Here is a 21,934-nt window from a genome sequence, read left to right as displayed (position 1 = left end):
GCTCCATAAAATATGCGCAGTGTGAGAAGTTTCATTGTGGATTTAGCTCATGACAGCCATAATTCCTCCATATATAACATATAGAAAAGGATAGGTGGATGGGTATGAGTACATATGATTTGAAATCCATACGTTTACAGGTGATTGAAGCAGGAGAAGATAAGGTTTTTCTCGTTACCGGAGGTAAGGCACATATTGGCGCAGTAGCCACGTTCTACGTGGATTATGAGCGCGTAAGCGGGTCGACGGTACATATTCCTGGGCATAAAGAACAAGAGCTGTGTGAGCGGCTCGCCCGAAAGGCTGCCTTGCAGCTGAAAGTAACCGTTACGGTGATCATGGGTATTCATTTTGATTCCATCACGCGGATGCAGATCGACGAAATCGTGCAGACTGCAGAGAGGTTGATGGAGGATCATCTGAACAAAGATAAACGATCTTCCTGACATAAGAGCCATCGAATGTTTTGATTTTATTTGCTAAAATTGAAACGAGTTGTAGATTGTTACGTATGTATGTTTATATACGATGTAATATCGACTAGGAGGAATAACATAATGTCCATTTTCAAACGTTTGCGTGATCTAACTATGTCTAACATCAACGCCATTATTGACAAGGCGGAAGATCCAATCAAGATGACGGATCAATATATCCGTGACATGCAAGAGGATCTGGAAGATGCGGAGAAAGCAGTAGCTCAACAGATCGCCATTGAGAAGAAATTCAAGCAGTTGTTCGAAGAGCAGGAAGCTCTTGTGAAGAAACGTGAAGAGCAGGCGCATACGGCGGCACGTGCTCAGAATATGGATTTGGCTCGACGTGCTCTGGAAGAGAAAAAGGCTGCTGAAGAGAAGATGGCTGAGTACAAAACCAGCTATGACCAAAACAAGGCTTCTGCAGATAACCTGCGTGGCAAGCTCGACGAGATGCGTAAGCAACTGACTCAAATGAAGAACAAACGCGAAACACTGGTAGCCCGTTACAATGCAGCAAAAGCCCAAACGGAAATCAACAAAGCGTTGAATGGGTTTGGCTCTGATACCGCAAGTGCTGGTATGAAGCGTATGGAAGAGAAAATGATGCAGATGGAAGCACAGGCCGAAGCAAGTAACGAAATGTCTTCCAAAGGAAAATCTTTGGATGAAGAGTTCGAGAAGTTGGGTAAAGATCAGGCTGTTGAAGATGAACTCGCAGCATTGATGAAACAGTACGATAATAAGAACTAATACCTTGGTTGTCAGCAGGGTTAACCAGCGGAGGAGAAGAGTATTTCTCCTTCGCTTTTAAATGCGGTTCATGTTGATATGTGGGGGCTGTGTAAATGGATTTGAACATTTTGGCGATGCTGGTCTGGACCGGATCTGGTTCGGTTTTGCTGTTTGTCTTGATGTATGTTGATTCACTGTTCACGAAATATAAGGATTTTGCTGAAGTTAAGGCTGGCAATATGGCCGTTACGACACGTATGGTTATGAAATTATTTGCACAAGGATATGTACTCGCTACGTCCATTTCTACGGCCGGTCACCTGGGAGAAGCACTGCTGGTCTCCGTTGTATCCTTTATCATTTTGTTGATTCTGGAGAGTGTTGTACACTTTATGATTCGCAAATGGGCCAATCTGGATCTGGATACGGGAATTCAGCAAGGGAAGACAGGATACGGGTTGTTCTCTGGCGCTTTACATATCGTGGGCGCACTGATTATTGCAGCTTGTTTATAAGATAAGGAACAGGAGTAATTCTCATGAGTGTATGGAAACGAATTAAAGGAATACTAACGAAACCTGAACCACCGCAGGCAGAGAAAACGATGCTTCAGCTTGCACCTGGTGATATCTGTGAGGTTTCTCTGGTCACTTATGAAGTCGTTGGTCGGGTACAAAATCGCGCTCGAAATGCAGTTGTGCTCACGCTGCAGGATGGTACCGCATTTCGATATTTGCATATCGAAGAACGGGAACTCACACGTTACGCCCTATATACACCAATTGATGGCAGGCTTGATGCACCTGATGAGGTGCCCACATTGCTGGATCTGGATGGACGCGCATTTCATCTGGAGGAAGAGTATGGAGGCATGGTATCAACGGCAGGTAGAACTCCATATGGCCAGGACGGAGAACAATTGGTATGGCAGTATCAGTCGGATGATAATATGCTTCTTCGCGTGGAGTGGCAAGACAGAAGATTTACACTGTATGAGGGTGAGTCCATTCTTCCTGCGGATATCAAAGTGATTCGTTCGAGCTAGGAGAGGTTCCCAATGAAAAAACGCTTGGCACATGGATTAAAATTAATGCTGGTCCTCAGCCTTGTGATGTCTCTGTTGTCCGCGTGCGGAGCAGCACCTTCTGTTCAGGACACCTATCCGCTTGAATCGGTTAACGGCAGTGGTAACTCAACGTCCTATGTGTACCGGGCTTCGGACCGTACCGTTCCGGAAGTGGCTCAGGAATTGTCTGACCAGCGGCAACCGGATCAGATCTCGGCAGAGAACACAGAGCGTATGTTCCTCGTGTATCAGGACGAGTATTATCACCTGCAACAAGATCCGAACAAGCCGGAGGATACCTTGATTGAGGTGGACTCCAAGGAATATGTTCGGCAGAATTACGATTCATCTTTTTTACAAGGTTACCTCACCGCTACATTAATTGGTAATCTGTTCGATTCTTTTGGCGGGCGAGGTTATGGCAACTATCGAGGATATACCAATAAAGATACGTATAAACCGAGTGCAGGATCTTATCGTGCACCAACAAGTAATGACAAGAAGCTTGCTCCACCTATTACTGTTGATCGGAAAGGTACGATTACAAGGCGCGGAAGCGATAAAGATTCAAGCGTGGGATCTGGCGGAGGATTATTCAACCGCAACAAGGATCAGAGCAAGGGAACCATTGATCGCAACAAGAGCAGTGGTGGGTTGTTTGATTCACCTAAGAAATCCTATAAAAAACCAAAAACCAGAGTGGGCGGCGGCCGAATTAAGAGGCGAAGATAATAAACATCTAATCATAAGGATGGCTGCCAATCGCATATTTCATTTAAGAACAGTGACAAGGGAAGGCGGATTCACCTCGCCGGCATATGACCTTGGAACTGTTCTTTTTGGTTTACGATTTGCGAACATGATTGGACTTGCGTACGCGGGGAATCGTTGTGGCAGGTTGTTTGCGAATCCAGCGAATAAATGGAATCATTCGTTCAGCTTGTCTCAAGGATTGCAGATCCGTGAGACCAAGGGTTACAATGTCGCGATTGGTGTATAGCGAATGAATCTGTTTGTGACAGGGGATGCACAGGTTGGCTGTTGGCAGTAATGTTCCGCCCATTTCTTTGGGTGTCAGATGATGAACGGTCGTATTCACAGGTTCTCTTTCGCATAATTCACATCGATTACTCATGATCATCGCCTCCCTTTGTCACTTATATTATGGGCAGACAAGATGCCTTTCATGTTGAATATATCTCAAGGAATGTTACAACTGTAAGAAATAAGATTTTGTCACAGGATTCAATAAGTGATGTACTTGTTATCTTATAGTATTCGGGCTACACTTTCTTAAAGGATGATAGTCTTTAGGGGGTAAGAATACTTTTGAAAATGAACTCACATTCACATGATATGACAACTGCCAAATTCAATCGTACAGCTGTACAGGTACCGGATGCCCAAGCCAAAATAGCTGCAAGAGTTACTGTTGGCTCCATAGAGAAAGTTCATCTTGAATCTGCTCATGGCCGCACACTTGCAGAGACGATTCAGGCACCCCATCCGTATCCATTCTTCCGGAGATCGGGTATGGATGGATTCGCGATTATAAGTACAGATACCATAGATGCATCGAGTGATCATCAAGTTTGGTTTCGAGTCATTGATGAAATTCCTTGCGGCTACACCTCGGACCATACCATTGTTTCAGGTACAACGGCTCGCATTATGACCGGTGCACAGGTTCCGGAAGGTGCGGATGCGGTGGTCATGATGGAGATGACCGAGAGCAAGGTAGAGGACGGAGAACAGTGGATAGCATTGAAACGGCACATATTGTCAGGTGCTAACATCACTCCAATCGGACTGGAAGTCCAACAGGGAGAGCAACTGCTCGAAGCAGGAACGATCATCAGGGCAGGAGAGCAGTCCGTGTTAGCTACTTTTGGCATAGCAGAAGTTCCCGTATTTCAACGTCCAAAGGTGGCGATATTCGCAACCGGTACGGAATTGCTTGATGTAGATGAGCCATTACAACCAGGTCGGATTCGGAATAGCAACAGTTACATGCTGCGCTCTCTGGTTGTTGAAGCAGGTGGAGAGCCTGTGATGTACGGCTCTATTGCAGACGATGTGAATACGGCAAGGGCCAAACTGGAAGAAGCCATTCAAGATAATGATATCGTGGTGACCACAGGCGGTGTATCCGTCGGGGATTATGATATTATGGGTGAACTTGTGCTGGAAGAACATGTGGAGATGTTGTTTAACAAAGTGACGATGCGACCAGGCAGTGTGACCACAGCTGCTATATATAAAGATAAATTGCTTTTTGCACTTTCGGGTAACCCGGGGGCTTGTTTTGTAGGTTTTGGTTTGTTTGTTCGTCCAACCATACGTTCCATGCAGGCGGATGCTCATCCTTATATGGAAGAATGGACCGCGATCTTGGAAGAAGAGTACACCAAAGTAAACAATTTTACACGGTTCGTACGTGGACGCACAGAGATCCGCAACGGCATGGTGTACGCAATACCGGCTGCCGCCCGTGTAGATGAATCCAGTGTGATGATCACCATTAAGGACAGTGATTGCCTGATTGTTGTTCCACCTGAGAAAAAAGGCATTCCTGCGGGTGAGCAGGTACGTATTCTCAAACTGCCCTCAGGTCATGTGAGGTAGTGGTAGATGACTACAATGAGTGATGCAAAGCCACATATCATACAGATTGTTGGATACAAAAACACGGGCAAGACAACCCTGACAGCCGCGCTGATCGGGCACTTTTCTTCTATGGGACTTAAAGTAGCGGCAATTAAGCATGATGGTCATGACCATTTTGAGATGGATCAAGAAGGAACGGATTCTTATCGATTTGGAGAGTCTGGGGCTTCGGCGGTGGTTATCATGTCAGAGAAACGTACTGCGATTATGGAGCGACAGGCAACCAAGCTGGAGGATATGCTGAGCTATCTATCGGATTATGATTGGATTGTTGTTGAAGGATTCAAGGATGCTTCTTATCCCAAATTTGTGATGGTTCGAGAAGAGAAAGATCTGACCTTGGTTAATCAACTTAAAGGGGTAGTGGGTATAATCTCATGGTTACCTTCAGAGCAGTTTATAGAGCGGAGCACCGTAAGCAGAGATATAACATGGTACTCGGTTCATGAAACGGAGGATATAGCCAAAGCGTTGTTACAGATGGTTGAGAGCGAGTGTAGGTAGAATGGTGAAGTCTAATCGTAGAAACGTTAAAAAAGTAGGATATTATGATCGCTGGATATGATTGAATGTACAGAGAGCGTGATTGATCGACTTCGGATATAACGTAATTTTTATTATGTAAACTAAATTGTTTCTACTTATGCTCTTCTCCTTGAATGATGCAAAAAAACCAAAAAGCAGCAGACCTTTCTCGGATCGAAATCCTTGATGCGGTTTGCTGCTTTTATTATGTTCGGGATGTTACATCCCGTCTTCGGTACGACGTTCGATGGCTTCGGACATCGTTTTGTCGGTAAGGTGAGCATAGATCTCAGTCGTTTCCGTAGAAGCGTGTCCGAGTTGCTCCTTCGTTTTGTATATATCATTTTGCAAATAATAGTCGGTTGCGAATGAATGGCGTAATTTGTGCACGGTCAAGTATGGTTTGCCAAAGCGCTTGGCGTATTTCATAATCATGGCCTGGATCGCTCTTTTGGTCATTCGACTGCCTTCTGAATCTCCGTTACGCAAAGCAATGAACAGACCTTTCTCCCGCTTGGGCGTGCGGTAACGTGATTGCCGCAGGTTCATATAAGTTGCGAGTTCGTCCTTGGCCTGTTCCCTGAAATAAACGGGAGTTTTGTACGTCTCATCATTGTTACCTTTGCGATAGACATATAGGAGTTTGTTGTTCAGATCAAGGTCATCGACGTTCAGGTTCACAACTTCCGACACCCGTAAACCTGAATTGAGGATCAGGCTGGCAATACAGGCATCCCGTTCTTTGTTGATTTCATGGGAGTACAGGGCCTGCTTGTTCTTCTCCATATCCACAGCGTAACCTTCAAGGATATATCCAATAAATTCCAGCAGTTCCTCTTCCTCCAGGATTTTACCTTTGAGTTTGGCAGCGGTGTCCTTGGGTTTATGGGTACGCTTGATCTCGATTTTGGCCATAATGTTCCGCTTCAGCAAAGGATAAAAGTCTTCATCTTCCGCAATTTGGCTCAGGTAATGAAAAAGGGAGCGAAGGGAAGAGAGTTTGCGAGATACGGTAATTCTGGAATTGGTTCCTTCCCGTTTGGTTGTAAGAAATAACCGATAGGCGGTAACCGAATCCATGCGAAGGACTTCCAGTTCAGTCAAGGTAACTTCTTTATTAGAGCTTGCCTCGGATAGCCCCTCTGCTCGCAACCATCCGAAGAAAGCTTCGTAATCTCTCAGATATTCGAGCAGAGTAGAGGGGGACAGGTCAGGCAGTTTGTAGTCCATAAATTGCTGAACGAACCAAGGCATGGAAGGTAGTTTGTCATCCAGCTTGCGTCGATCAATCTCTTTTTGCACGTTGGTCAAGTTCGACACCTCCATGTGAAAAACATATAAGATTAATATTCAATTTAATAGTATTCTATGCTCTAGTGTACCATAATTTACATGCTCACAGCTTGTTCACCAAAGCAGGCAGTAACTAGGGTATGCTTCCTTGCCCTTCGGCGCGTAAACCTTTAAAGTAATTAGTATACGTAGAGCAGAGGAAGTGAACCGGATGAGTATGAAAATAGAACTGGTTCCCCGGGAACGCAGTCAGGTGATTCGGCATTTAATGCAATTTTATCTATATGATTTTACCAAATACCTGAATATTGATGTGGACAGTAACGGCATTTTTCCGGAATATCCCGGTCTGGAGGCATTCTGGGCAGAAGAGGACCGCAAGTTTCCTTTTTTGATTACAAGTGATGGGGCACCTGCAGGGTTTGCTCTGGTGGAGAAATTGGAGCCTGGTAGTAAGGATAATGACTACTATTTGACTGAGTTTTTTGTGATGCAAAAATATCGGCGCAGTGGAGTGGGCACTCGAGCAGCATATGAGCTGTTTAAACGTTTTCCAGGAAGATGGAAAGTGACCCAAGTTCGTAACAATGTCATTGCGCAGGCGTTCTGGCGAAAAATTATAGGAGATTATACCGGAGGCCGCTTTCGAGAGAAGTTCCATCCGGAACTGGGCAATCCAAGCCAGTATTTTGTAACCTGATTCCTATCGGGGTTTACCTACATATAGAAGCATTTGCATGATTGCGATATAAGTTGAACTAATCATTTACAGGATAACGGAGAGGACAGAAAAAACCTGAAAAAGCGAAGCGTTCGCCTTTATCCCCGGATTTTCCCCTTCAGAAAAGGGAATCAAAAAATCTGGGGATAACAGCGATTGGAAGGTTATTCTGTCATCGTAGTGTCAGTGTAAATAATCTTTAGTTCAACTTATAAATCTGATGAAGGAGTGAGTAACATGAACGTACCCACATTCCATCTTGATGGACAGACAGCACTGGTGACAGGTGCAGGGAGAGGGATCGGAAAAGCAATTGCGATTGGACTTGCCCAGTCAGGCAGTGACGTTGTACTTGTATCCCGAACGATGAAAGAAATTGAGGAGACAACAGCCTACATCTATGAACAGACAGGGCGTAAAGCGCTAGCTCTGACTGCGGATGTGACATCAAAAGAACAAATGGAAGAGACGTTTCAAGAGGCGATCTCGGAGATGGGGAGTCTGGACATTCTGGTGAATAACGCAGGTATGAACATACGGACACCAGCACTTGAAGTAACGGACGAGCAGTGGGAGACCATCATGCAGACAAACTTAAAATCGGCTTTCTTCGCTTCGCAATTGGCGGGTCAGCATATGAAAGAACGTGGGACCGGGAAGATCATTAACATCTCTTCGGTAGGCGGCCATACGGCTTTGCGGACAGGGGTTGTATATGGCGCGACCAAAGCTGCGTTAATTCATATGACCAAAGTGCTCGCACTGGAATGGGGCAAGTATGGAATCCGTGTCAATTCAGTAGGGCCATGGTATTTCCGAACACCTCTGACTGAAAAACTGCTGGATGATCCCCAGTATTTGCAGGAAATTGTAAGCCGCACACCGCTACAGCGAGTGGGAGAACTGGAAGAAGTGGTAGGGCCGGTTGTATTTCTGGCATCAGATGCAGCGGGATACATAACGGGTCAGACGTTATTGGTTGACGGTGGAATGTCCATTTATGGTTTCTAAATAAATGACGTTGGTTGTAGTTTAGAAAAGTGGGTGGCATAACCAACTCATGGGTAATAACATAAGGGAAGTTGAAGTTAATCTGTATTTCTATTTATCTGTACCCAATTCACTGAACTTGGAGGAAGATAACCATGGAAACGCGCAAGTACGGTAATACTGGTATGAACGTAAGTACACTTGGATTTGGCGGAGCGGAAATAGGCAAAGATGTATCTAAAACGGATGTAGCGACATTGCTGAATAGTGCCCTGGATGCTGGATTAAACGTGATAGACACGGCTGAATGTTACGGTGACAGCGAAGAATTAATCGGTGAGGTGTTGTCACATCGGCGTGATGACTACTATTTGTTCACCAAATGTGGACATGCTGCCGGGATCGAAGGCCCGGATTGGGATGCCAAAGTACTGGAGCAAACGATTGACCGTAGTCTGAAACGGCTGAAAACGGACTATGTGGATGTTATCCATTTGCATAGCTGCTCCGAAGAAGTACTCCGACAAGGAGCAGTGATCGAAGTACTACAGCGTGCCAAGGAAGAAGGGAAAACCAGATTTATCGGATACAGTGGGGATACAACAGATGCGCTATATGCGATTCAGACCGGAGTATTTGACAGCCTGGAGACTTCATTAAATATCGCAGATCAGGAAGCAATTGATCTTACGTTGCCTGAGGCAAGGAAGAGAAACATGGGTGTCATCGCGAAAAGACCAATTGCCAATGCGGCTTGGACGTATGAAACACTTTCGGAAGAGGCATATCCATTTATATACTGGAAGCGCTTAAGTGAACTGAACTATGGTTTTCTGGGAGAAGATGCCCAGGCAGCGGTGGAAACAGCACTGCGTTTTACGCTAAGTACCGAAGGTGTAGACACAGCTATTGTAGGAACAGCCAAGCCCAATCGCTGGCAGCAAAATGCTGATCTTGTGGCTAAAGGGCCACTCCTCCAGGAACTGTATGATGAGATTAGAGCACGATGGAAAGAAATCGCCGGAGCTGATTGGACTGGCCGGACTTAAATCAGAAATATTAGCGAAGCCGCCATATGGCGGCTTTTTTTATGACAAACATAAAATATTTTCACCATATGAAAAATTCACAACAGAATTCGGAACAGAGTGCGAAAAATTTTAGTGGATAATGTCTATACGTCAGCCTAGCCCGAAAACGGGTGAAAAAGGATGAAAGAGGAAAAATCCCAGGAAATAGCCTTTATTTAAAACAATTAAATTTATAAAAAAAGATAAAGCTATTGAGATAATACGAAAAATAGGCAATCTACGTTCAATGTAAAAGAAATAACGACTTAGTTATAATATTTCAACATATGAAAAATTCACAATAGAGAGATCATTTTCTCACCTTAGTTACCATCTCTCATATAGCCACATTCACGCACCACCAAGTTTAAAAGGAAAACCATTTAAAGCGATTGAAGTCAACCCCTTTTTTTGCGGATTTAAATCAAATTGAAAATATATCTTTATGAATAATGCTTAAAAGCACACAGCTTAAAATCATCATCAGAATGTTTTTAACATATTTATTATTATGTAAACTAACAATAATTCTTTTGGCAATACAGACATAAAACCTCCATGACCTGTAAATCGTAAGGGGATAAGGCAGAAGGAGGAGCTTCATGAAAAGTCAGCAACACCGTAAAAACGACGACGAAAAACTAAGTTGGTTCAGCCTATCCTTGTTTGGCGCGGGTTGCACACTGGGAACGGGATTTTTTCTAGGGACCAGTCTGGCGATTCATTGGGCCGGCATATCCGTACTTATATTGTTGGTGCTGGCGGCAGCAGGTACTTACTTTGTATTTGGTGCGCTGGCACAGATGACGGCAGATGATCCAAAGGAAGGCGCTTTTCGAACGTATGCGGGCGAAGCATTCGGACCTTGGGCTGGTTTCGGTAGTGGATGGATGTACTGGTTCTCTGAAATGCTCATCATGGGCAGCTCATTAACGGCACTTGGGCTGTTCTCTCAATTCTGGTTTCCCAAGTTTCCGCTATGGGCATTTGTTGCGATCTATGCCGCTATAGGTCTGTTCATTGCTGCACTGGGAGCGAAGGGATTAACCAAAACGGAGAATATTCTTGCTGTAATCAAACTTGCTGCAACGGTTGCATTTATAGCTATAGCAGGAGCGGCTTGTCTGGGTTGGTTACCTGTAAAAGTCACACCCGAGCAATTGAAGAATGAATGGTTCCCGCATGGAGGTAAAGGCGTATGGACCGGTTTCATCTATGCATTCTTTGCTTTTGCCGGGATCGAGGTTATGGGTTTGATGGCAGCTAACCTGAAAGAACCAAAAGATGCAGTGAAATCAGGTCGAGTAATGCTATTGACGGTGAGTACACTCTATGTGATTGCAATTGCGTTGATCCTGTTGCTTGTGCCTTCAGTTCAGTTAACTCCAGATGAAAGTCCGCTTGTCAAAGCCATGTCAACCATTGGATTCACTGTTGTGGTCCACATTCTCAACGGAATTCTGATTATAGCCGGATTCTCGACAATGGTGGCTTCGTTATATGCCATTACGTCCATGTTGGTGAAACTCGCGGAAGATGGAGATGCACCAAAGTTGTTCACGAAGACCCGGGGAAAAAAGGACATGCCACTTCAGGCATTGTGTTGTACAGCGGCTGGATTAGTCCTGTCTACGTTGATGGCATTATGGATGCCCAAGAGTTTGTTTGAATATGTGACGACAGCAGGTAGTCTGGTATTAATGTATACATGGCTGCTCATCTGTATCACGTACATTAAAAAAATGAAGCCCGTGAAGTGGAATCGCATCAAAGTGTGGATTGCCATAGTATTAATTGTGGCTGCTGTGGCTGGGACAGCGATGGAAAAAGCCAGCAGAACGGGTCTGCTGGCAAGTGTGGGACTTTTGGTGTTCCTTGGGATCATCACGTATGTTGTTCATAAGGTACGTGGCTCGAAAGCATCGCAGTCAGCACCATCCAAACCATAAGCAACTCTCAGCAACTTTCGTGGAGGTCGTACAACGGATTAATGAGTGCTTTAAGATTATTTCGTCAACTTGCCTAAGGCTTGCTTCATCCGCATGAATGGACATTTGGAAGGTGTCTGCTCATCATCAGGCAGGAAATACTGTTTCCATTCCAGATTATCCTGCTGACCATACCACATCAGCGAAGGGTGAGCAGGTACAGCATCATATGCAGCGAGACGTTTGCGAATTAAGGTTTTCATTTTACGGCCAAGAGGGGTGTTGTCATTAATGGATTCGAATACCCACCGTGGTTGAAAAGCAAACATGAGATAAGGAAAATGCCGGCTGGCTCGGAGTTCATGTGCAGGAGTTGCACAAAAACAAAAGTAAGGCTCTCCGCCAAAGCAAAACTCCCATGATGAATCATGAGGATCGGTTGAAATATGTTCCGGCCACGGCTCGGTATCGTGTGAACTTACCCGATTGAGCATTTGCCAGAATAACGTCTGATATTGCTCTACCGTTGTATGATCTTTCAGATCACTTGGCGTCTCACAGATCACGACCATCGAAGCGTAATGACCAGTGTCTCTGGAGACAGGACCATATTGTCTAAGCAGATCGGCCATATCTTCGGCAGCATGTTCAGATCGGGGGTCACAAGTAAAGCCGTACCTCAAATGCCCTGACAGAAATCCCATTCGTCCAGGTACACACGGATACGTATTATTTTCATCGGCGATCATATCTGCAAATTGCGAATAAGCGTCCTGCTGCCAAGATGGAAGACGCTCAAACAAGGTGTTTATTTCGTCGGCACTATACAGCTCCGCCATTGATTCCCAACTCCATTCCACATGATACCGTTACAGTATTAATGTGGGGGAAGTTGGGTGACTGTCCAGCCTGATTTTGTTGTCAGAAAAAAATGGAACGTACAGCTTCGTACCCAAAATACAAACCAAATCCGATCAGGCAGATTCCCGAAATGATAGAGATCCAGCGCAATACACTCTCACTGCTATGTTTGTGGAATCGACTGGCCATTCCAGCCATAATGACATCCCATACCAGGATACCAATGAATATGCCTGAACTGTAGAGCAGCAAATGAGCGGTATCCGTATGTTTCACAGTTGTCGCAAGAATAGAGCCATAGATCCCCAGCCAAAATAAAATATTCAGTGGATTGGACAGGGCCATCAAAAATCCGGAAATAAAAGATTTTCGAACAGTTGCTTCCGCAGTAGATGTGCCTTGAATGCCTTGCTTTAGCTTCGAGAGCGTTTCCACTCCCGTGTAAATCAGAATAAAACTGCCAAATGACCAGAGAAAAGAGCGCATGAACGGCGTGTCCAGAAAATGGGCAACTCCAAAATAAATCAGCAACATATACACCAAATCTGCAAACATAGCTCCGAGTCCTAGAATCCAGGCATGCATGAATCCGTGGCGGGCTCCACGGTCGAGTTGGGCGGCGTTAATCGGACCGATTGGAGCGGACAATGATATTCCCAGAATGATATAACTGAACAGTACAGACATAAACACGTTCACTCCTTAACGGGTTCGATGAATTGTACCAGTTGTCACAGAAAATGGGTACAAGTCATCGTATTCCCGCAAGGAGTGAAATAGAACAAACTACTTTTATCTCATACTGCGTCAAGGCATTGTTATTCTGTTAAAGTTCCACATCCAATTGAATTGGGGTGCAGTTGTATCCGTTGCATGAGCTTTCTTCACAAGGACAGGCGGAGAGCCCAATTGTGAGATCCATTAATGCCTCCATCTCGATATAATCACCTGCACGAGAGTCGGGAGCTACAACATCAATCTTGCCTTCACTGTCTACAACGGACTTCATAAACAGGTTAAATGGATAGTGTTGATCCGGCGGTAAGATTCCGAAGGGTTCTAGTGCTGTGTTCAGATTGTGATAACAACTGGCGTGATTCTTTTTGTCGTATAACACCTCATACATCTCGGGACGACAAGCAGAGTTGAAGAAATCATGTACCCCAACGGTGTCACGGACAATCTTGAGTAAAGGTTGATACTGATTGGAATATACAAATTGTCCTGGTTTAATTCGATAAGTACGCAATACGTCCATTGTCACACCGGGGTCCAAGCGATGGTTAGCATCCGTAGCATCGTATGCCACAAAATCAATGACTTGCTGTCCCTCCAGATCCGTTATGCGTAGTAAAGAACCCTTGTTTACTTTCAAGGCATATCCCGTTTTGGCTGGGATACGATAAGACTGTTTATGGCGCTGATTTGTATTCATCTGTTACATTCCTCCGCTACTGTTTGCTTTCAGTATGCGGAGCAGATGATGCTTTCATGCACTGTTATGGCGATGCACTCTGTACTCAGGCAGGAACATCCAATGGTAAATTTGACACACCACATAATACGTCTTTATGCTGGAAATAGTGGATTACCTCTCATCCCGATCCAGAGGTCTGATTGTTCAAGCTGTCCAGCCAGATGTAATAACCAATCTTCACGTCCCTTGGTTGCCATCACTTGAACGCCCATTGGCAACCCTTCAGGTGTCATATGCAGAGGTACACTTATCGCAGGCTGACCTGTCAGATTTGCAAGCTGGGTGAACGGTGTATACGTAAGACTTGGCTCAAACATTTCATAAATGAGTTGCTGCTGCTGGGTCTTGTCCAATTCACTAATTCGCATCAGATTACGGATCTGTTCGTCATGAGGCGTTAATTCACCAATCTTAGGCGCAGGAAAAGCATTAACAGGTGTGACGTAGAAGTCATAACGCTCGAACAAAGTGGACATCTGGGCTGCAGCTACATCCCATTCAGCTAAGCTATGTACAAATTCCGCAGCGGACACCTTTTTGCCTGCTTCAGCCAGAACCCAAGATTCAATCTCCATATCATCGGAGGTCAGAGCCCGGCCCATGGATCGTTCCATGGAAGAGATCATCGCAGCCATCTCACCACTGTTCATCATGTAATAGTTCTCCATCAACCGAACTCCATTGACTGGACTCAGTTTTTCTTCAACATGATGACCTTGATCTTCCAACCAGCGAACGAGCTTGTATACAGACTCTTTGGCTTCTGCGCTGACAGGTGTTCCCACGGGCGAATCCGTTGTGTATGCAATTTTCAGTTTGCGTTGATGTGGATAGCTCATATCAGCCAAGTAACTGCCTGGAAAGAGTGGAGCATGGAACGCAGCTTCGGGCTGAATGACTTGCAACGTATCAAGCAATGCAGCACTGTCCCGAACCGAGCGAGAGAGGGCAAAATCAATCGATGCGCCTTGCCATTGACGACCAACTCCCGGTCCTACAGGTGTGCGCCCGCGGGTTGGCTTCAATCCAAACAATCCGCTAAAGGAAGCCGGGATACGAATCGAACCTCCTCCGTCACTGGCTCCGGCAAGAGGAACAATACCCGAAGCTACAGCAGCAGCGGCACCACCACTTGAACCACCCGGGGAGTGATTGATATTCCATGGATTGCGAGTGGGACCATGAAGACGGGGCTCGGTAATATTTTTCAAACCAAATTCAGGTGTATTGGTATGTCCTATGAAGATAAAGCCTGCATCACGGAGTCGAGTGACAAAATTGGAATTGCGTAATGCACGATGCTCGCTGAACAAACGGGAGCCTGAAGTCAGAAATTCACCTTCCAAGGATTGCGAGATATCTTTCAGGAGCAGGGGAACACCGGCAAAAGGTTGTTCTCCAGGTCGAACCAAACCGGCTTCCTCCCGTGCACGAGATTCATATGTACGAATAACCGCATTAAGTTGCGGATTCACTTCTTCAAGGCGTGCAAACGCCGCTTCAAGCATTTCAACCGGGGATACTTCCCGGGATCGGATCAGTTCAGCCAAACCTACGGCGTCGTAGGAGGTATATGAGAATGAAGACATTATGATCGTTCCTCTCTGAATATAATTCATCTGTTTATTCCATATGTCATCGTACCACCCGATTAGACAAAAGACAAAACATAGAAGAATCGTAGTGCGATGATATGGATATTCGTTATGAGGTTGGAGGGAAAGAGGGGAGTATTTGCATTTGCGATATAGAAATAAAGCAAAGGATTACTCGATCATTTTGCTAATTGAGAAAATGATCGAGTAATATCGAGTCATGGAAATAAAAAACCACTGCTCATCTTATTTGATGTGCAATGGTTTTATTTTTATATTTGACGACTATTTGTTTATATGAGAACCTCACATATATCCACTTACTCTGTACGAAGCTTTGGTGCAGCATCGGCCGCAGTTGATGATCTTTCCTGCTGTCTGGAAATGGCGAAGAGGGCCACCCAGATCAGGATAAAACCAAGCAGCTGCTCCCATGTAATCAGTGTACGGAAAGCAATCCAGTTCACCAACACACCCGCCATCGGGAAGCTAAGTTCTGCGAGTGTTGCAACAGAGGCTTTGGTTGACGACAGACCTTTGTAATACAACAGAAGACTGAGCAAACCTGGTAACAATGCCTGACCGAGAATGTTGAGGATGACAGCAGTCTGTTCACCCGTTCCGGACGGAAACGTCCATGCCGCACCTTCGTTCCACGTCATAAAGATCAGGAGCGGGAGAGCAACGACAAAGCGCAGGGAGGTGACGGTTTCGTAACGCGCCTGACCCAGCATCAATCGTCCCATAACGGTTGAACCTCCCCATAGGGCAGCAGCCCCAAGGGATAACAAGCTTCCAGCATGAATCCAGTTGTCCCAGTTACCTAATGGCAATGTGAATCCAAATGTAAGCAGGTACGTTCCTGCTAATGCAATGAAGAACAATCCACCGAAGCGACGTGGCAACGTTTCTTTTAGTAACAGTTTAGCCAGCACAATAGCGAAGAGTGGTTGCATTTTTTGCAATAAAAGCACAGTATTCGGATCGTTATGTGTTAGTGCCATGGTGAACAATACCGTTGCGAGTGCTGATCCTCCCCATGAGATAAAAATCACGGCAATCCAGTGGCGAGCACGCAGGTTTTTCAGATCAGCTCGAAATTTCCACAGTACGGGAATGGCAATAAGACTGACGATGATATGTTCCACCAGTACAATCTGCGTGGATGTCATCGTATTTAGCAAAATAATGCGGAAGAGTGGGTCGACACCCCATAAGGCGGCGCCGAGAACTACAAGCCAGAATCCGGTATTACTTCGTTCCTTGCGGTAAACAGGTGATGCTGCTGATGTCTTTTCCATATTCAGGACTCCTTCGTCAGAACACGGAATCTTCAGTTGGCAAAATCGACAAAAGCCCCCGTTTTGGTATATACCAAATAAACGGGGGCTCATCCAAGGACATGCGTCAGGAAAGAGGCCTTCCCGTGAACGGCATGTCAATGTGTTGATCTTCTCTCATCCGGACTGTACCGTCGGCCTTGGATTCACACCAAGTCAGTCGCTGAATGTCCTTCGTTAAGAACTAATAGCGAGTCGCGGGCTGGTTCCGAAGAACATCACCGCCGGTTGGGAATTGCACCCTACCCCGAAGATCCTATTCAATTATATAGTGTGTTGAACAAGCTGTAACATTAATAAGTTCATCTTATTCCTGTAAGCGCTAGCAGTTCAAGCATTTTTTTTAGAAAACGATTTTCCAGCTTCCTTGCTGTCTGCGAAGGAGCACGATCTGACCTGCGTGATACGCATCATGGAGTACCCAGCGAGCTAGTTCGTGTGCCCATTTCTCTTCGGAGTCCATATATGCGGCTTCAAGATCTGACTCTTGAAGTGCAGCCAATTGATCTCGCAACTGCTGGGCTAATCGAGTTGTACCCTGCATCAGTGTATTCCAACCAGCTGCATCCGTTGCATCTCCCGGATTCCCAAATGTGTATTCATTGGAGTCTACAGCAGGAAGGGTAGGCTCCTTACCTTGCATGCGACATAATAAGCGATGGTTGTAATAATACATATGGTTAACCAACTGCCAGATGCTTAATCCCCCTGAGGGTGGAATCCAGGCTGCTTGTTCTGCTGTAAGACCCTCCAAGGATTTCAACAAAGGTACAATCCAATTACATTGATCCCAAGTATCATCCTTTTGAATAAGTAACACATCTAGTGCTGTTGTGTTCGTCATTGCCTTTTCCTCCTTGCGTATAATTGTGATAGGTGATGTAACTAGCTAAAACTGATTAATGAGGTTACACTTAATATAACACATCAAAGATGAGTTGTAACCTTCTTTGTTTAATTAGATGGTTACAATAAACGGAGGTATATATGGACAGGTTATGGACCGATTTTGTAAACAGCGATTATCACGACTGGCGTGGGGGAGATCGATCGGAGGACAGACTTGGGAAGGCGAGCTGGCAGCAAGATTTTCTGGAACGATGGCAACTTAACGCTGCTGTCCCTGCATCTCCAGAAGAGGAGTTGTCGATGAGAAATTTCAGGAATGAATTGTTGGCTCTTGGAGCCCGCGTGTCTTCTGGAGCATCATTAACGGATGTAGAAAAACAATGGTTGAACGGCGTTATGGGAGCAGGGCATGTGAGAAGAACATTGACTACAATTAATCAGGGACTGAAACTCCAACTGGTAGCTGTAGAAGCGCATTGGCATCAGGTTATAGCTGATGTAGCTGCTGACTTTGCTTTGACTTTGGTAGAGGGAGAAGGCGGCAGGATCCGGATCTGTGATAATTCGGATTGTCGCTGGATGTTCTATGATGATACCCGAAGCAGAACACAGAAGTACTGTGATGATAAGATGTGTGGCAATCTGATGAAGGTTAGAAGATTTCGGGCGAAACGTAAATCCCAAAATTGATAAATACTAACAATAACTATATAATGTATATATACTAGCGAAAAAATAGTCAGAAGTAGTACAGATTCGTAAGCAGGATGTGATCGTCTTTCAAACCAAAATAGATGGGAGATGTTTCTTGTGCGGACAAGTTATCTGTTGAAAAATGGCTGTGTGTTGTCGATGGATGCTAAAATTGGACAGTATAAGAGGGCGGACGTTCTGATTCAGGATTCACTGATCATGGCGGTTCAGCCCGACCTGGATATTCCGGATGCGGAGATCATTGATGCTTCATCGATGATTATTATGCCTGGGCTGGTGGACACGCATCGGCATATGTGGGAATCACTTGTCAAAACAGCGGGAACCAACTGGTCGTTACCAGTTTATTTGCAAAATCTCTATTATGGTGCGATGGGAAGCAAGCTCCGCCCACAAGATAGTTATATTGCCAACCTGCTCGGTTCCTTGGAAGCGCTTAACGCAGGAGTGACGACAGTAATGGATTGGAGCATGCCATATTCCCCTGACCATACGGATGAACTGATTCGTGGACTTCAGGATGCTGGCATTCGGGCGGTATTTGCTCACGGATTACCTGGTGAGACGGACTACTGGAATCGGGATAGTCAACTCACGTATTCGAATAATGATGTGAGAAGAGTCAAAGAACGTTATTTTTCATCACGGGATCAATTGCTTACTTATGGGCTTGCCATTCGTGGTCCGGAGTTCAGTCATTGGGATACAACCGTGAAAGAGATCGAGCTAGCACAAGAACTGGATGCGATCTGTTCCATGCATGCCGGATTTGGCAGTTGGGGATCTGTGGATCGCTCGATCAGTCACTTGTACGAAGCGGGACTCTTAAGTCCACGGGTGAATATCGTTCATGGTAACACCATGGGCATGGATGAATACAAAATGCTGGCAGATAGCGGCGCTTCCTTGTCGGTCACACCTGAGGTTGAAATGATGATGGGTCATGGATATCCGGCCACCGGCTATTTTCTTGAACATGGGGGAACACCTACACTTGGTGTAGATGTAGTGACGTCTACAGGCGGAGATATGTTCTCGCAGATGAAGTTTGCACTTCAAGCTGAACGATCCAGAGCCAATGAACAACTTTTGCAGCAGGGTGAGATGCCTGGTGAGTTGAACTTGCAGTCCAGCCAAGTGCTGAGATTTGCAACTTCAGCTGGTGCCCAAGCGTTGGGATTGGAGCAGAAGGTCGGTACGTTGACCCCAGGGAAGGAAGCGGATCTGATCATGATTCGTACCACCGATCTGAATATGTTCCCCGTTCATGATCCAATTGGCGCTGTTGTGCAATTTGCCAATCCATCCAATGTGGATACGGTCTTTGTGGCAGGTAGACTCGTGAAGCGAGAGGGTAAGCTGTTGAATGTTGATCTGGATGCGATTCGTCATGCGGCCATGCAGAGCAAAGATTATTTGTTAACCCAATACCGGATGTCGGACGCGGAGAGAATTACGTTCTCATAATTTACTTTTTCATAAAAACCTGAAATGAAGTCAGTTTGTATTTTTATATACAATTCTACCTATAGTAAGAAATAAAGGGCCGCATAACGCTATGTGGCTCTTTGACATGCCCTTCATATCGTCGAATTAGACAGGATAAGAGAGGAAGGGACAGCGGAAAAAGACGAAAAGAGCTCTCTTTTTCTTAACTTCAGATAACAAGGAACCAGAGATGTTTTTCGCAGAAAATTATGCTCATAAAAACTGCGCATAATATAAATTATACGCAGTTTTGTTTTAAATCGATTTTCATATTCAACCACGTGCAACAGATCATGATAAATTTCGCGGAAAAAGAACAAAATAAGTGATCTTCAAAAATAAATTTAACCAAGCAACGCGATAACGTGTAGAATTCGATAGGTTTTTATAGGTGATCGATAAGATAGAACAAATGACTTTTTCATAGAACAGATGGGAAGCCATCCAATCGCTGCTACATCCATAGCACATTCAAGATTCATGACGAGAGGAACATGACTATGCATGAGAACAAACAACGATCTTCATTATTTCGTAAAAAACCAATTGCCTCCGTGGGCGATAACAGCAGTGCATTGAAACGGGCGCTCGGTCCGTTGGACTTAACCACACTCGGGGTAGGTGCCATTATCGGCACAGGGATTTTTGTGTTGACTGGTGTAGCTGCCGCAACGTATGCCGGCCCGGGCCTTGTACTGTCATTTTTGCTGGCAGGTATCATATGTGCATTCGCGGCATTATGTTACTCGGAATTTGCATCAAGCATACCGGCATCGGGTAGTGCGTACACGTATAGCTATACGGCTTTTGGTGAAGTTATTGCCTGGATTCTGGGATGGGATCTGATATTGGAGTATGGTTTTGCGAGTGCGGCGGTAGCCAGTGGATGGTCTGGATACTTTCAAACGTTGTTGTCCGGATTCGGGCTGGAGTTACCACATGCTCTTACGAGTGCGTTCAGCCCGGAAAAGGGAACTTATTTTGACATCACAGCTGCGGTCATTACGTTAATTATCACTTTTCTGCTTACCCGAGGGGTGAAGGAGGCGGCTCGTGCGAATGGCATCATGGTAGCGATTAAAATTATCGTGGTGCTGATCTTCATTGGTGTAGGTGTTTTCTATGTAGAGCCAACCAACTGGCAGCCATTTTTGCCTTTTGGTATCTCAGGTGTAACAGCTGGAGCAGCAACCGTATTTTTTGCTTACATCGGATTTGATGCGGTCTCCACAGCGGCAGAAGAAGTTAAGCAGCCACAACGGGATTTGCCGATTGGAATTATTGCGTCACTGGCAATCTGTACCGTTCTCTACATTGTTGTATCATTGATCCTCACAGGGATTGTGCCTTATAACATGTTGAATGTAAGTGATCCAGTTGCGTTTGCATTTGAATTTGTTCAATTGAAGGGATTGTCCTGGATTGTATCTCTTGGAGCGATTGCCGGCATTACGACCGTATTGCTGGTCATGATGTATGGTCAGACACGTCTGCTCTATTCCATGTCTCGTGACGGCCTGCTGTCACCTGTCTTCTCCAAAGTTAGTGGCAAGAGTCAGACACCAGCGGTAGGGACATGGGTTGCGGGCATTATCGTCGCTCTGTTCTCCGGGTTCATCTCGTTGGGACATTTGGCGGAGCTTACGAACATCGGAACGTTGTTTGCTTTTGCAGTTGTAAGTCTGGGCATTATCGTATTGCGTAAAAATAACCCGGATCTCAAACGCGGATTTCGCGTTCCACTTGTGCCACTGATTCCGATTCTGAGTGCCTTGGGTTGTGTATACTTAATGACACGCCTTGCAGCGCTGACATGGATTACGTTTTTTGCTTGGTTGATCATTGGATTAATTATCTACTTTGCGTATGGAAGGCATTACAGTCATCTGAATCCGAAACGCCGGATCTCGAGTGCTTTCAGAGCAAAGGATAAATAGATTAGTCGAGAACATCTTTAACCGAGAATATCTTCATTTTTCCTCATTTCGTATCGCTTAGGCGAAGCGGGATGGGGATTTTTTTATATAGAAAGATAAAGGAAGATAACAGCAGGGGAAGGTTGGGATTTTCTTCATATATGGGTAAGTAATAAGGGACGTGACGAACTTAATCACGGGGGCGGGGTTGCGGCTAAGCCAA

22 protein-coding genes and 1 riboswitch are annotated in these 21,934 nt (G+C 45.3%); of the genes, 14 read left to right on the top strand and 8 right to left on the bottom strand.

What is annotated here, in order from left to right; genetic code table 11:
* The first annotated feature begins 104 nt into the window (after positions 1–104).
* The 5 genes from EL84_RS23810 to EL84_RS23790 all read left to right on the top strand — a co-directional run bounded on the left by EL84_RS23810 (position 105) and on the right by EL84_RS23790 (position 3,009).
* The gene (locus tag EL84_RS23810; protein WP_047843365.1) at positions 105–446 is read left to right on the top strand and encodes a hypothetical protein; all 342 of its coding nucleotides are present in this window, start codon (positions 105–107) and stop codon (positions 444–446) included.
* 111 nt (positions 447–557) lie between these two features.
* Positions 558–1,229 carry a PspA/IM30 family protein gene (locus EL84_RS23805; protein WP_047843364.1) on the top strand — a complete coding sequence of 224 codons (672 nt, stop codon included), beginning with the start codon at positions 558–560 and terminating at the stop codon, positions 1,227–1,229.
* Between the two features lie 95 nt (positions 1,230–1,324).
* Positions 1,325–1,726, top strand: a complete 402-nt coding sequence (locus EL84_RS23800) for a DUF350 domain-containing protein (RefSeq protein WP_036613690.1) — start codon at positions 1,325–1,327, stop codon at positions 1,724–1,726.
* A gap of 23 nt (positions 1,727–1,749) precedes the next feature.
* A complete protein-coding gene (locus EL84_RS23795; RefSeq protein WP_047843363.1) occupies positions 1,750–2,256 on the top strand; it encodes a DUF4178 domain-containing protein in 507 nt (168 codons plus the stop codon).
* Between the two features lie 12 nt (positions 2,257–2,268).
* Positions 2,269–3,009, top strand: coding sequence for a DUF4247 domain-containing protein (locus tag EL84_RS23790; protein WP_047843362.1), 741 nt, complete (start codon positions 2,269–2,271; stop codon positions 3,007–3,009).
* Positions 3,010–3,121: 112 nt separating this feature from the next.
* Here the strand turns inward: EL84_RS23790 and EL84_RS23785 are convergent, their stop codons facing one another.
* A complete protein-coding gene (locus EL84_RS23785) occupies positions 3,122–3,412 on the bottom strand; it encodes an HNH endonuclease (protein ID WP_152683065.1) in 291 nt (96 codons plus the stop codon).
* Between the two features lie 200 nt (positions 3,413–3,612).
* Here EL84_RS23785 and glp point away from each other — a divergent pair, with 200 nt between their 5' ends.
* Together glp and mobB are read left to right on the top strand one after the other, a co-directional pair.
* Positions 3,613–4,902, top strand: a complete 1,290-nt coding sequence (glp, locus tag EL84_RS23780; protein ID WP_047844381.1) for a gephyrin-like molybdotransferase Glp — start codon at positions 3,613–3,615, stop codon at positions 4,900–4,902.
* 6 nt (positions 4,903–4,908) lie between these two features.
* A complete protein-coding gene (gene mobB / locus EL84_RS23775; protein ID WP_053061593.1) occupies positions 4,909–5,448 on the top strand; it encodes a molybdopterin-guanine dinucleotide biosynthesis protein B in 540 nt (179 codons plus the stop codon).
* A 240-nt stretch (positions 5,449–5,688) separates the two neighbouring features.
* Here the strand turns inward: mobB and xerS are convergent, their stop codons facing one another.
* A complete protein-coding gene (xerS, locus tag EL84_RS23770; protein ID WP_047843360.1) occupies positions 5,689–6,795 on the bottom strand; it encodes a tyrosine recombinase XerS in 1,107 nt (368 codons plus the stop codon).
* 178 nt (positions 6,796–6,973) lie between these two features.
* Between xerS and EL84_RS23765 the strand changes: the two genes are divergently transcribed.
* The 4 genes from EL84_RS23765 to EL84_RS23750 all read left to right on the top strand — a co-directional run bounded on the left by EL84_RS23765 (position 6,974) and on the right by EL84_RS23750 (position 11,492).
* Positions 6,974–7,462 (top strand): GNAT family N-acetyltransferase, encoded by a 489-nt coding sequence (locus EL84_RS23765; RefSeq protein WP_047843359.1) that lies wholly within the window; start codon positions 6,974–6,976, stop codon positions 7,460–7,462.
* A 258-nt stretch (positions 7,463–7,720) separates the two neighbouring features.
* Positions 7,721–8,494 carry an SDR family NAD(P)-dependent oxidoreductase gene (locus EL84_RS23760; protein ID WP_047843358.1) on the top strand — a complete coding sequence of 258 codons (774 nt, stop codon included), beginning with the start codon at positions 7,721–7,723 and terminating at the stop codon, positions 8,492–8,494.
* 134 nt (positions 8,495–8,628) lie between these two features.
* Positions 8,629–9,522: an aldo/keto reductase gene (locus EL84_RS23755; RefSeq protein WP_047843357.1), complete on the top strand. Its 894-nt coding sequence runs from the start codon at positions 8,629–8,631 to the stop codon at positions 9,520–9,522.
* A gap of 623 nt (positions 9,523–10,145) precedes the next feature.
* Positions 10,146–11,492: an amino acid permease gene (locus tag EL84_RS23750; RefSeq protein WP_047843356.1), complete on the top strand. Its 1,347-nt coding sequence runs from the start codon at positions 10,146–10,148 to the stop codon at positions 11,490–11,492.
* 56 nt (positions 11,493–11,548) lie between these two features.
* On the opposite strand, the gene EL84_RS23745 is transcribed toward EL84_RS23750, so the two are convergent.
* From EL84_RS23745 to EL84_RS23720, 6 genes are all read right to left on the bottom strand, one after another.
* Positions 11,549–12,310 carry a YqcI/YcgG family protein gene (locus EL84_RS23745; RefSeq protein WP_047843355.1) on the bottom strand — a complete coding sequence of 254 codons (762 nt, stop codon included), beginning with the start codon at positions 12,308–12,310 and terminating at the stop codon, positions 11,549–11,551.
* An 82-nt stretch (positions 12,311–12,392) separates the two neighbouring features.
* Positions 12,393–13,019, bottom strand: a complete 627-nt coding sequence (locus EL84_RS23740) for a LysE family translocator (RefSeq protein ID WP_047843354.1) — start codon at positions 13,017–13,019, stop codon at positions 12,393–12,395.
* 139 nt (positions 13,020–13,158) lie between these two features.
* On the bottom strand, positions 13,159–13,767 hold the full coding sequence (locus tag EL84_RS23735; RefSeq protein WP_047843353.1) for a DUF1989 domain-containing protein: 609 nt from the start codon (positions 13,765–13,767) through the stop codon (positions 13,159–13,161).
* A gap of 134 nt (positions 13,768–13,901) precedes the next feature.
* A complete protein-coding gene (locus EL84_RS23730; RefSeq protein WP_047843352.1) occupies positions 13,902–15,398 on the bottom strand; it encodes an amidase in 1,497 nt (498 codons plus the stop codon).
* A 326-nt stretch (positions 15,399–15,724) separates the two neighbouring features.
* The gene (locus tag EL84_RS23725) at positions 15,725–16,705 is read right to left on the bottom strand and encodes a DMT family transporter (protein ID WP_047843351.1); all 981 of its coding nucleotides are present in this window, start codon (positions 16,703–16,705) and stop codon (positions 15,725–15,727) included.
* A 144-nt stretch (positions 16,706–16,849) separates the two neighbouring features.
* Positions 16,850–17,003: riboswitch (FMN riboswitch) on the bottom strand.
* An 84-nt stretch (positions 17,004–17,087) separates the two neighbouring features.
* Entirely contained in the window at positions 17,088–17,588 is a 501-nt protein-coding gene (locus EL84_RS23720) for a DinB family protein (protein WP_047843350.1), read from the bottom strand.
* A gap of 143 nt (positions 17,589–17,731) precedes the next feature.
* Between EL84_RS23720 and EL84_RS23715 the strand changes: the two genes are divergently transcribed.
* From EL84_RS23715 to EL84_RS23705, 3 genes are all read left to right on the top strand, one after another.
* Entirely contained in the window at positions 17,732–18,283 is a 552-nt protein-coding gene (locus EL84_RS23715) for a CGNR zinc finger domain-containing protein (RefSeq protein ID WP_047843349.1), read from the top strand.
* A 120-nt stretch (positions 18,284–18,403) separates the two neighbouring features.
* Positions 18,404–19,774, top strand: a complete 1,371-nt coding sequence (locus tag EL84_RS23710) for an amidohydrolase family protein (RefSeq protein WP_390925575.1) — start codon at positions 18,404–18,406, stop codon at positions 19,772–19,774.
* A gap of 521 nt (positions 19,775–20,295) precedes the next feature.
* Positions 20,296–21,732: an amino acid permease gene (locus tag EL84_RS23705; RefSeq protein WP_036673796.1), complete on the top strand. Its 1,437-nt coding sequence runs from the start codon at positions 20,296–20,298 to the stop codon at positions 21,730–21,732.
* Positions 21,733–21,934: the final 202 nt, after the last annotated feature.

Origin of the sequence: Paenibacillus sp. VT-400, from assembly GCF_001029205.1 — a bacterium.
In the GTDB taxonomy this organism is placed as follows: domain Bacteria; phylum Bacillota; class Bacilli; order Paenibacillales; family Paenibacillaceae; genus Paenibacillus; species Paenibacillus amylolyticus.
Note: the sequence above shows the minus strand (reverse complement) of the source record. Positions and strands in the feature narration are given on the sequence as shown.

What these genes read in the sequence shown, in the direction of transcription:
- EL84_RS23810 (WP_047843365.1), top strand. Translation starts at nt 105, where the DNA reads ATGAGTACATATGATTTGAAATCCATACGTTTACAGGTGATTGAAGCA.
- EL84_RS23805 (WP_047843364.1), top strand. Translation starts at nt 558, where the DNA reads ATGTCCATTTTCAAACGTTTGCGTGATCTAACTATGTCTAACATCAAC.
- EL84_RS23800 (WP_036613690.1), top strand. Translation starts at nt 1,325, where the DNA reads ATGGATTTGAACATTTTGGCGATGCTGGTCTGGACCGGATCTGGTTCG.
- EL84_RS23795 (WP_047843363.1), top strand. Translation starts at nt 1,750, where the DNA reads ATGAGTGTATGGAAACGAATTAAAGGAATACTAACGAAACCTGAACCA.
- EL84_RS23790 (WP_047843362.1), top strand. Translation starts at nt 2,269, where the DNA reads ATGAAAAAACGCTTGGCACATGGATTAAAATTAATGCTGGTCCTCAGC.
- EL84_RS23785 (WP_152683065.1), bottom strand. Translation starts at nt 3,412, where the DNA reads ATGAGTAATCGATGTGAATTATGCGAAAGAGAACCTGTGAATACGACC.
- glp (WP_047844381.1), top strand. Translation starts at nt 3,613, where the DNA reads ATGAACTCACATTCACATGATATGACAACTGCCAAATTCAATCGTACA.
- mobB (WP_053061593.1), top strand. Translation starts at nt 4,909, where the DNA reads ATGACTACAATGAGTGATGCAAAGCCACATATCATACAGATTGTTGGA.
- xerS (WP_047843360.1), bottom strand. Translation starts at nt 6,795, where the DNA reads ATGGAGGTGTCGAACTTGACCAACGTGCAAAAAGAGATTGATCGACGC.
- EL84_RS23765 (WP_047843359.1), top strand. Translation starts at nt 6,974, where the DNA reads ATGAGTATGAAAATAGAACTGGTTCCCCGGGAACGCAGTCAGGTGATT.
- EL84_RS23760 (WP_047843358.1), top strand. Translation starts at nt 7,721, where the DNA reads ATGAACGTACCCACATTCCATCTTGATGGACAGACAGCACTGGTGACA.
- EL84_RS23755 (WP_047843357.1), top strand. Translation starts at nt 8,629, where the DNA reads ATGGAAACGCGCAAGTACGGTAATACTGGTATGAACGTAAGTACACTT.
- EL84_RS23750 (WP_047843356.1), top strand. Translation starts at nt 10,146, where the DNA reads ATGAAAAGTCAGCAACACCGTAAAAACGACGACGAAAAACTAAGTTGG.
- EL84_RS23745 (WP_047843355.1), bottom strand. Translation starts at nt 12,310, where the DNA reads ATGGCGGAGCTGTATAGTGCCGACGAAATAAACACCTTGTTTGAGCGT.
- EL84_RS23740 (WP_047843354.1), bottom strand. Translation starts at nt 13,019, where the DNA reads ATGTCTGTACTGTTCAGTTATATCATTCTGGGAATATCATTGTCCGCT.
- EL84_RS23735 (WP_047843353.1), bottom strand. Translation starts at nt 13,767, where the DNA reads ATGAATACAAATCAGCGCCATAAACAGTCTTATCGTATCCCAGCCAAA.
- EL84_RS23730 (WP_047843352.1), bottom strand. Translation starts at nt 15,398, where the DNA reads ATGTCTTCATTCTCATATACCTCCTACGACGCCGTAGGTTTGGCTGAA.
- EL84_RS23725 (WP_047843351.1), bottom strand. Translation starts at nt 16,705, where the DNA reads ATGGAAAAGACATCAGCAGCATCACCTGTTTACCGCAAGGAACGAAGT.
- EL84_RS23720 (WP_047843350.1), bottom strand. Translation starts at nt 17,588, where the DNA reads ATGACGAACACAACAGCACTAGATGTGTTACTTATTCAAAAGGATGAT.
- EL84_RS23715 (WP_047843349.1), top strand. Translation starts at nt 17,732, where the DNA reads ATGGACAGGTTATGGACCGATTTTGTAAACAGCGATTATCACGACTGG.
- EL84_RS23705 (WP_036673796.1), top strand. Translation starts at nt 20,296, where the DNA reads ATGCATGAGAACAAACAACGATCTTCATTATTTCGTAAAAAACCAATT.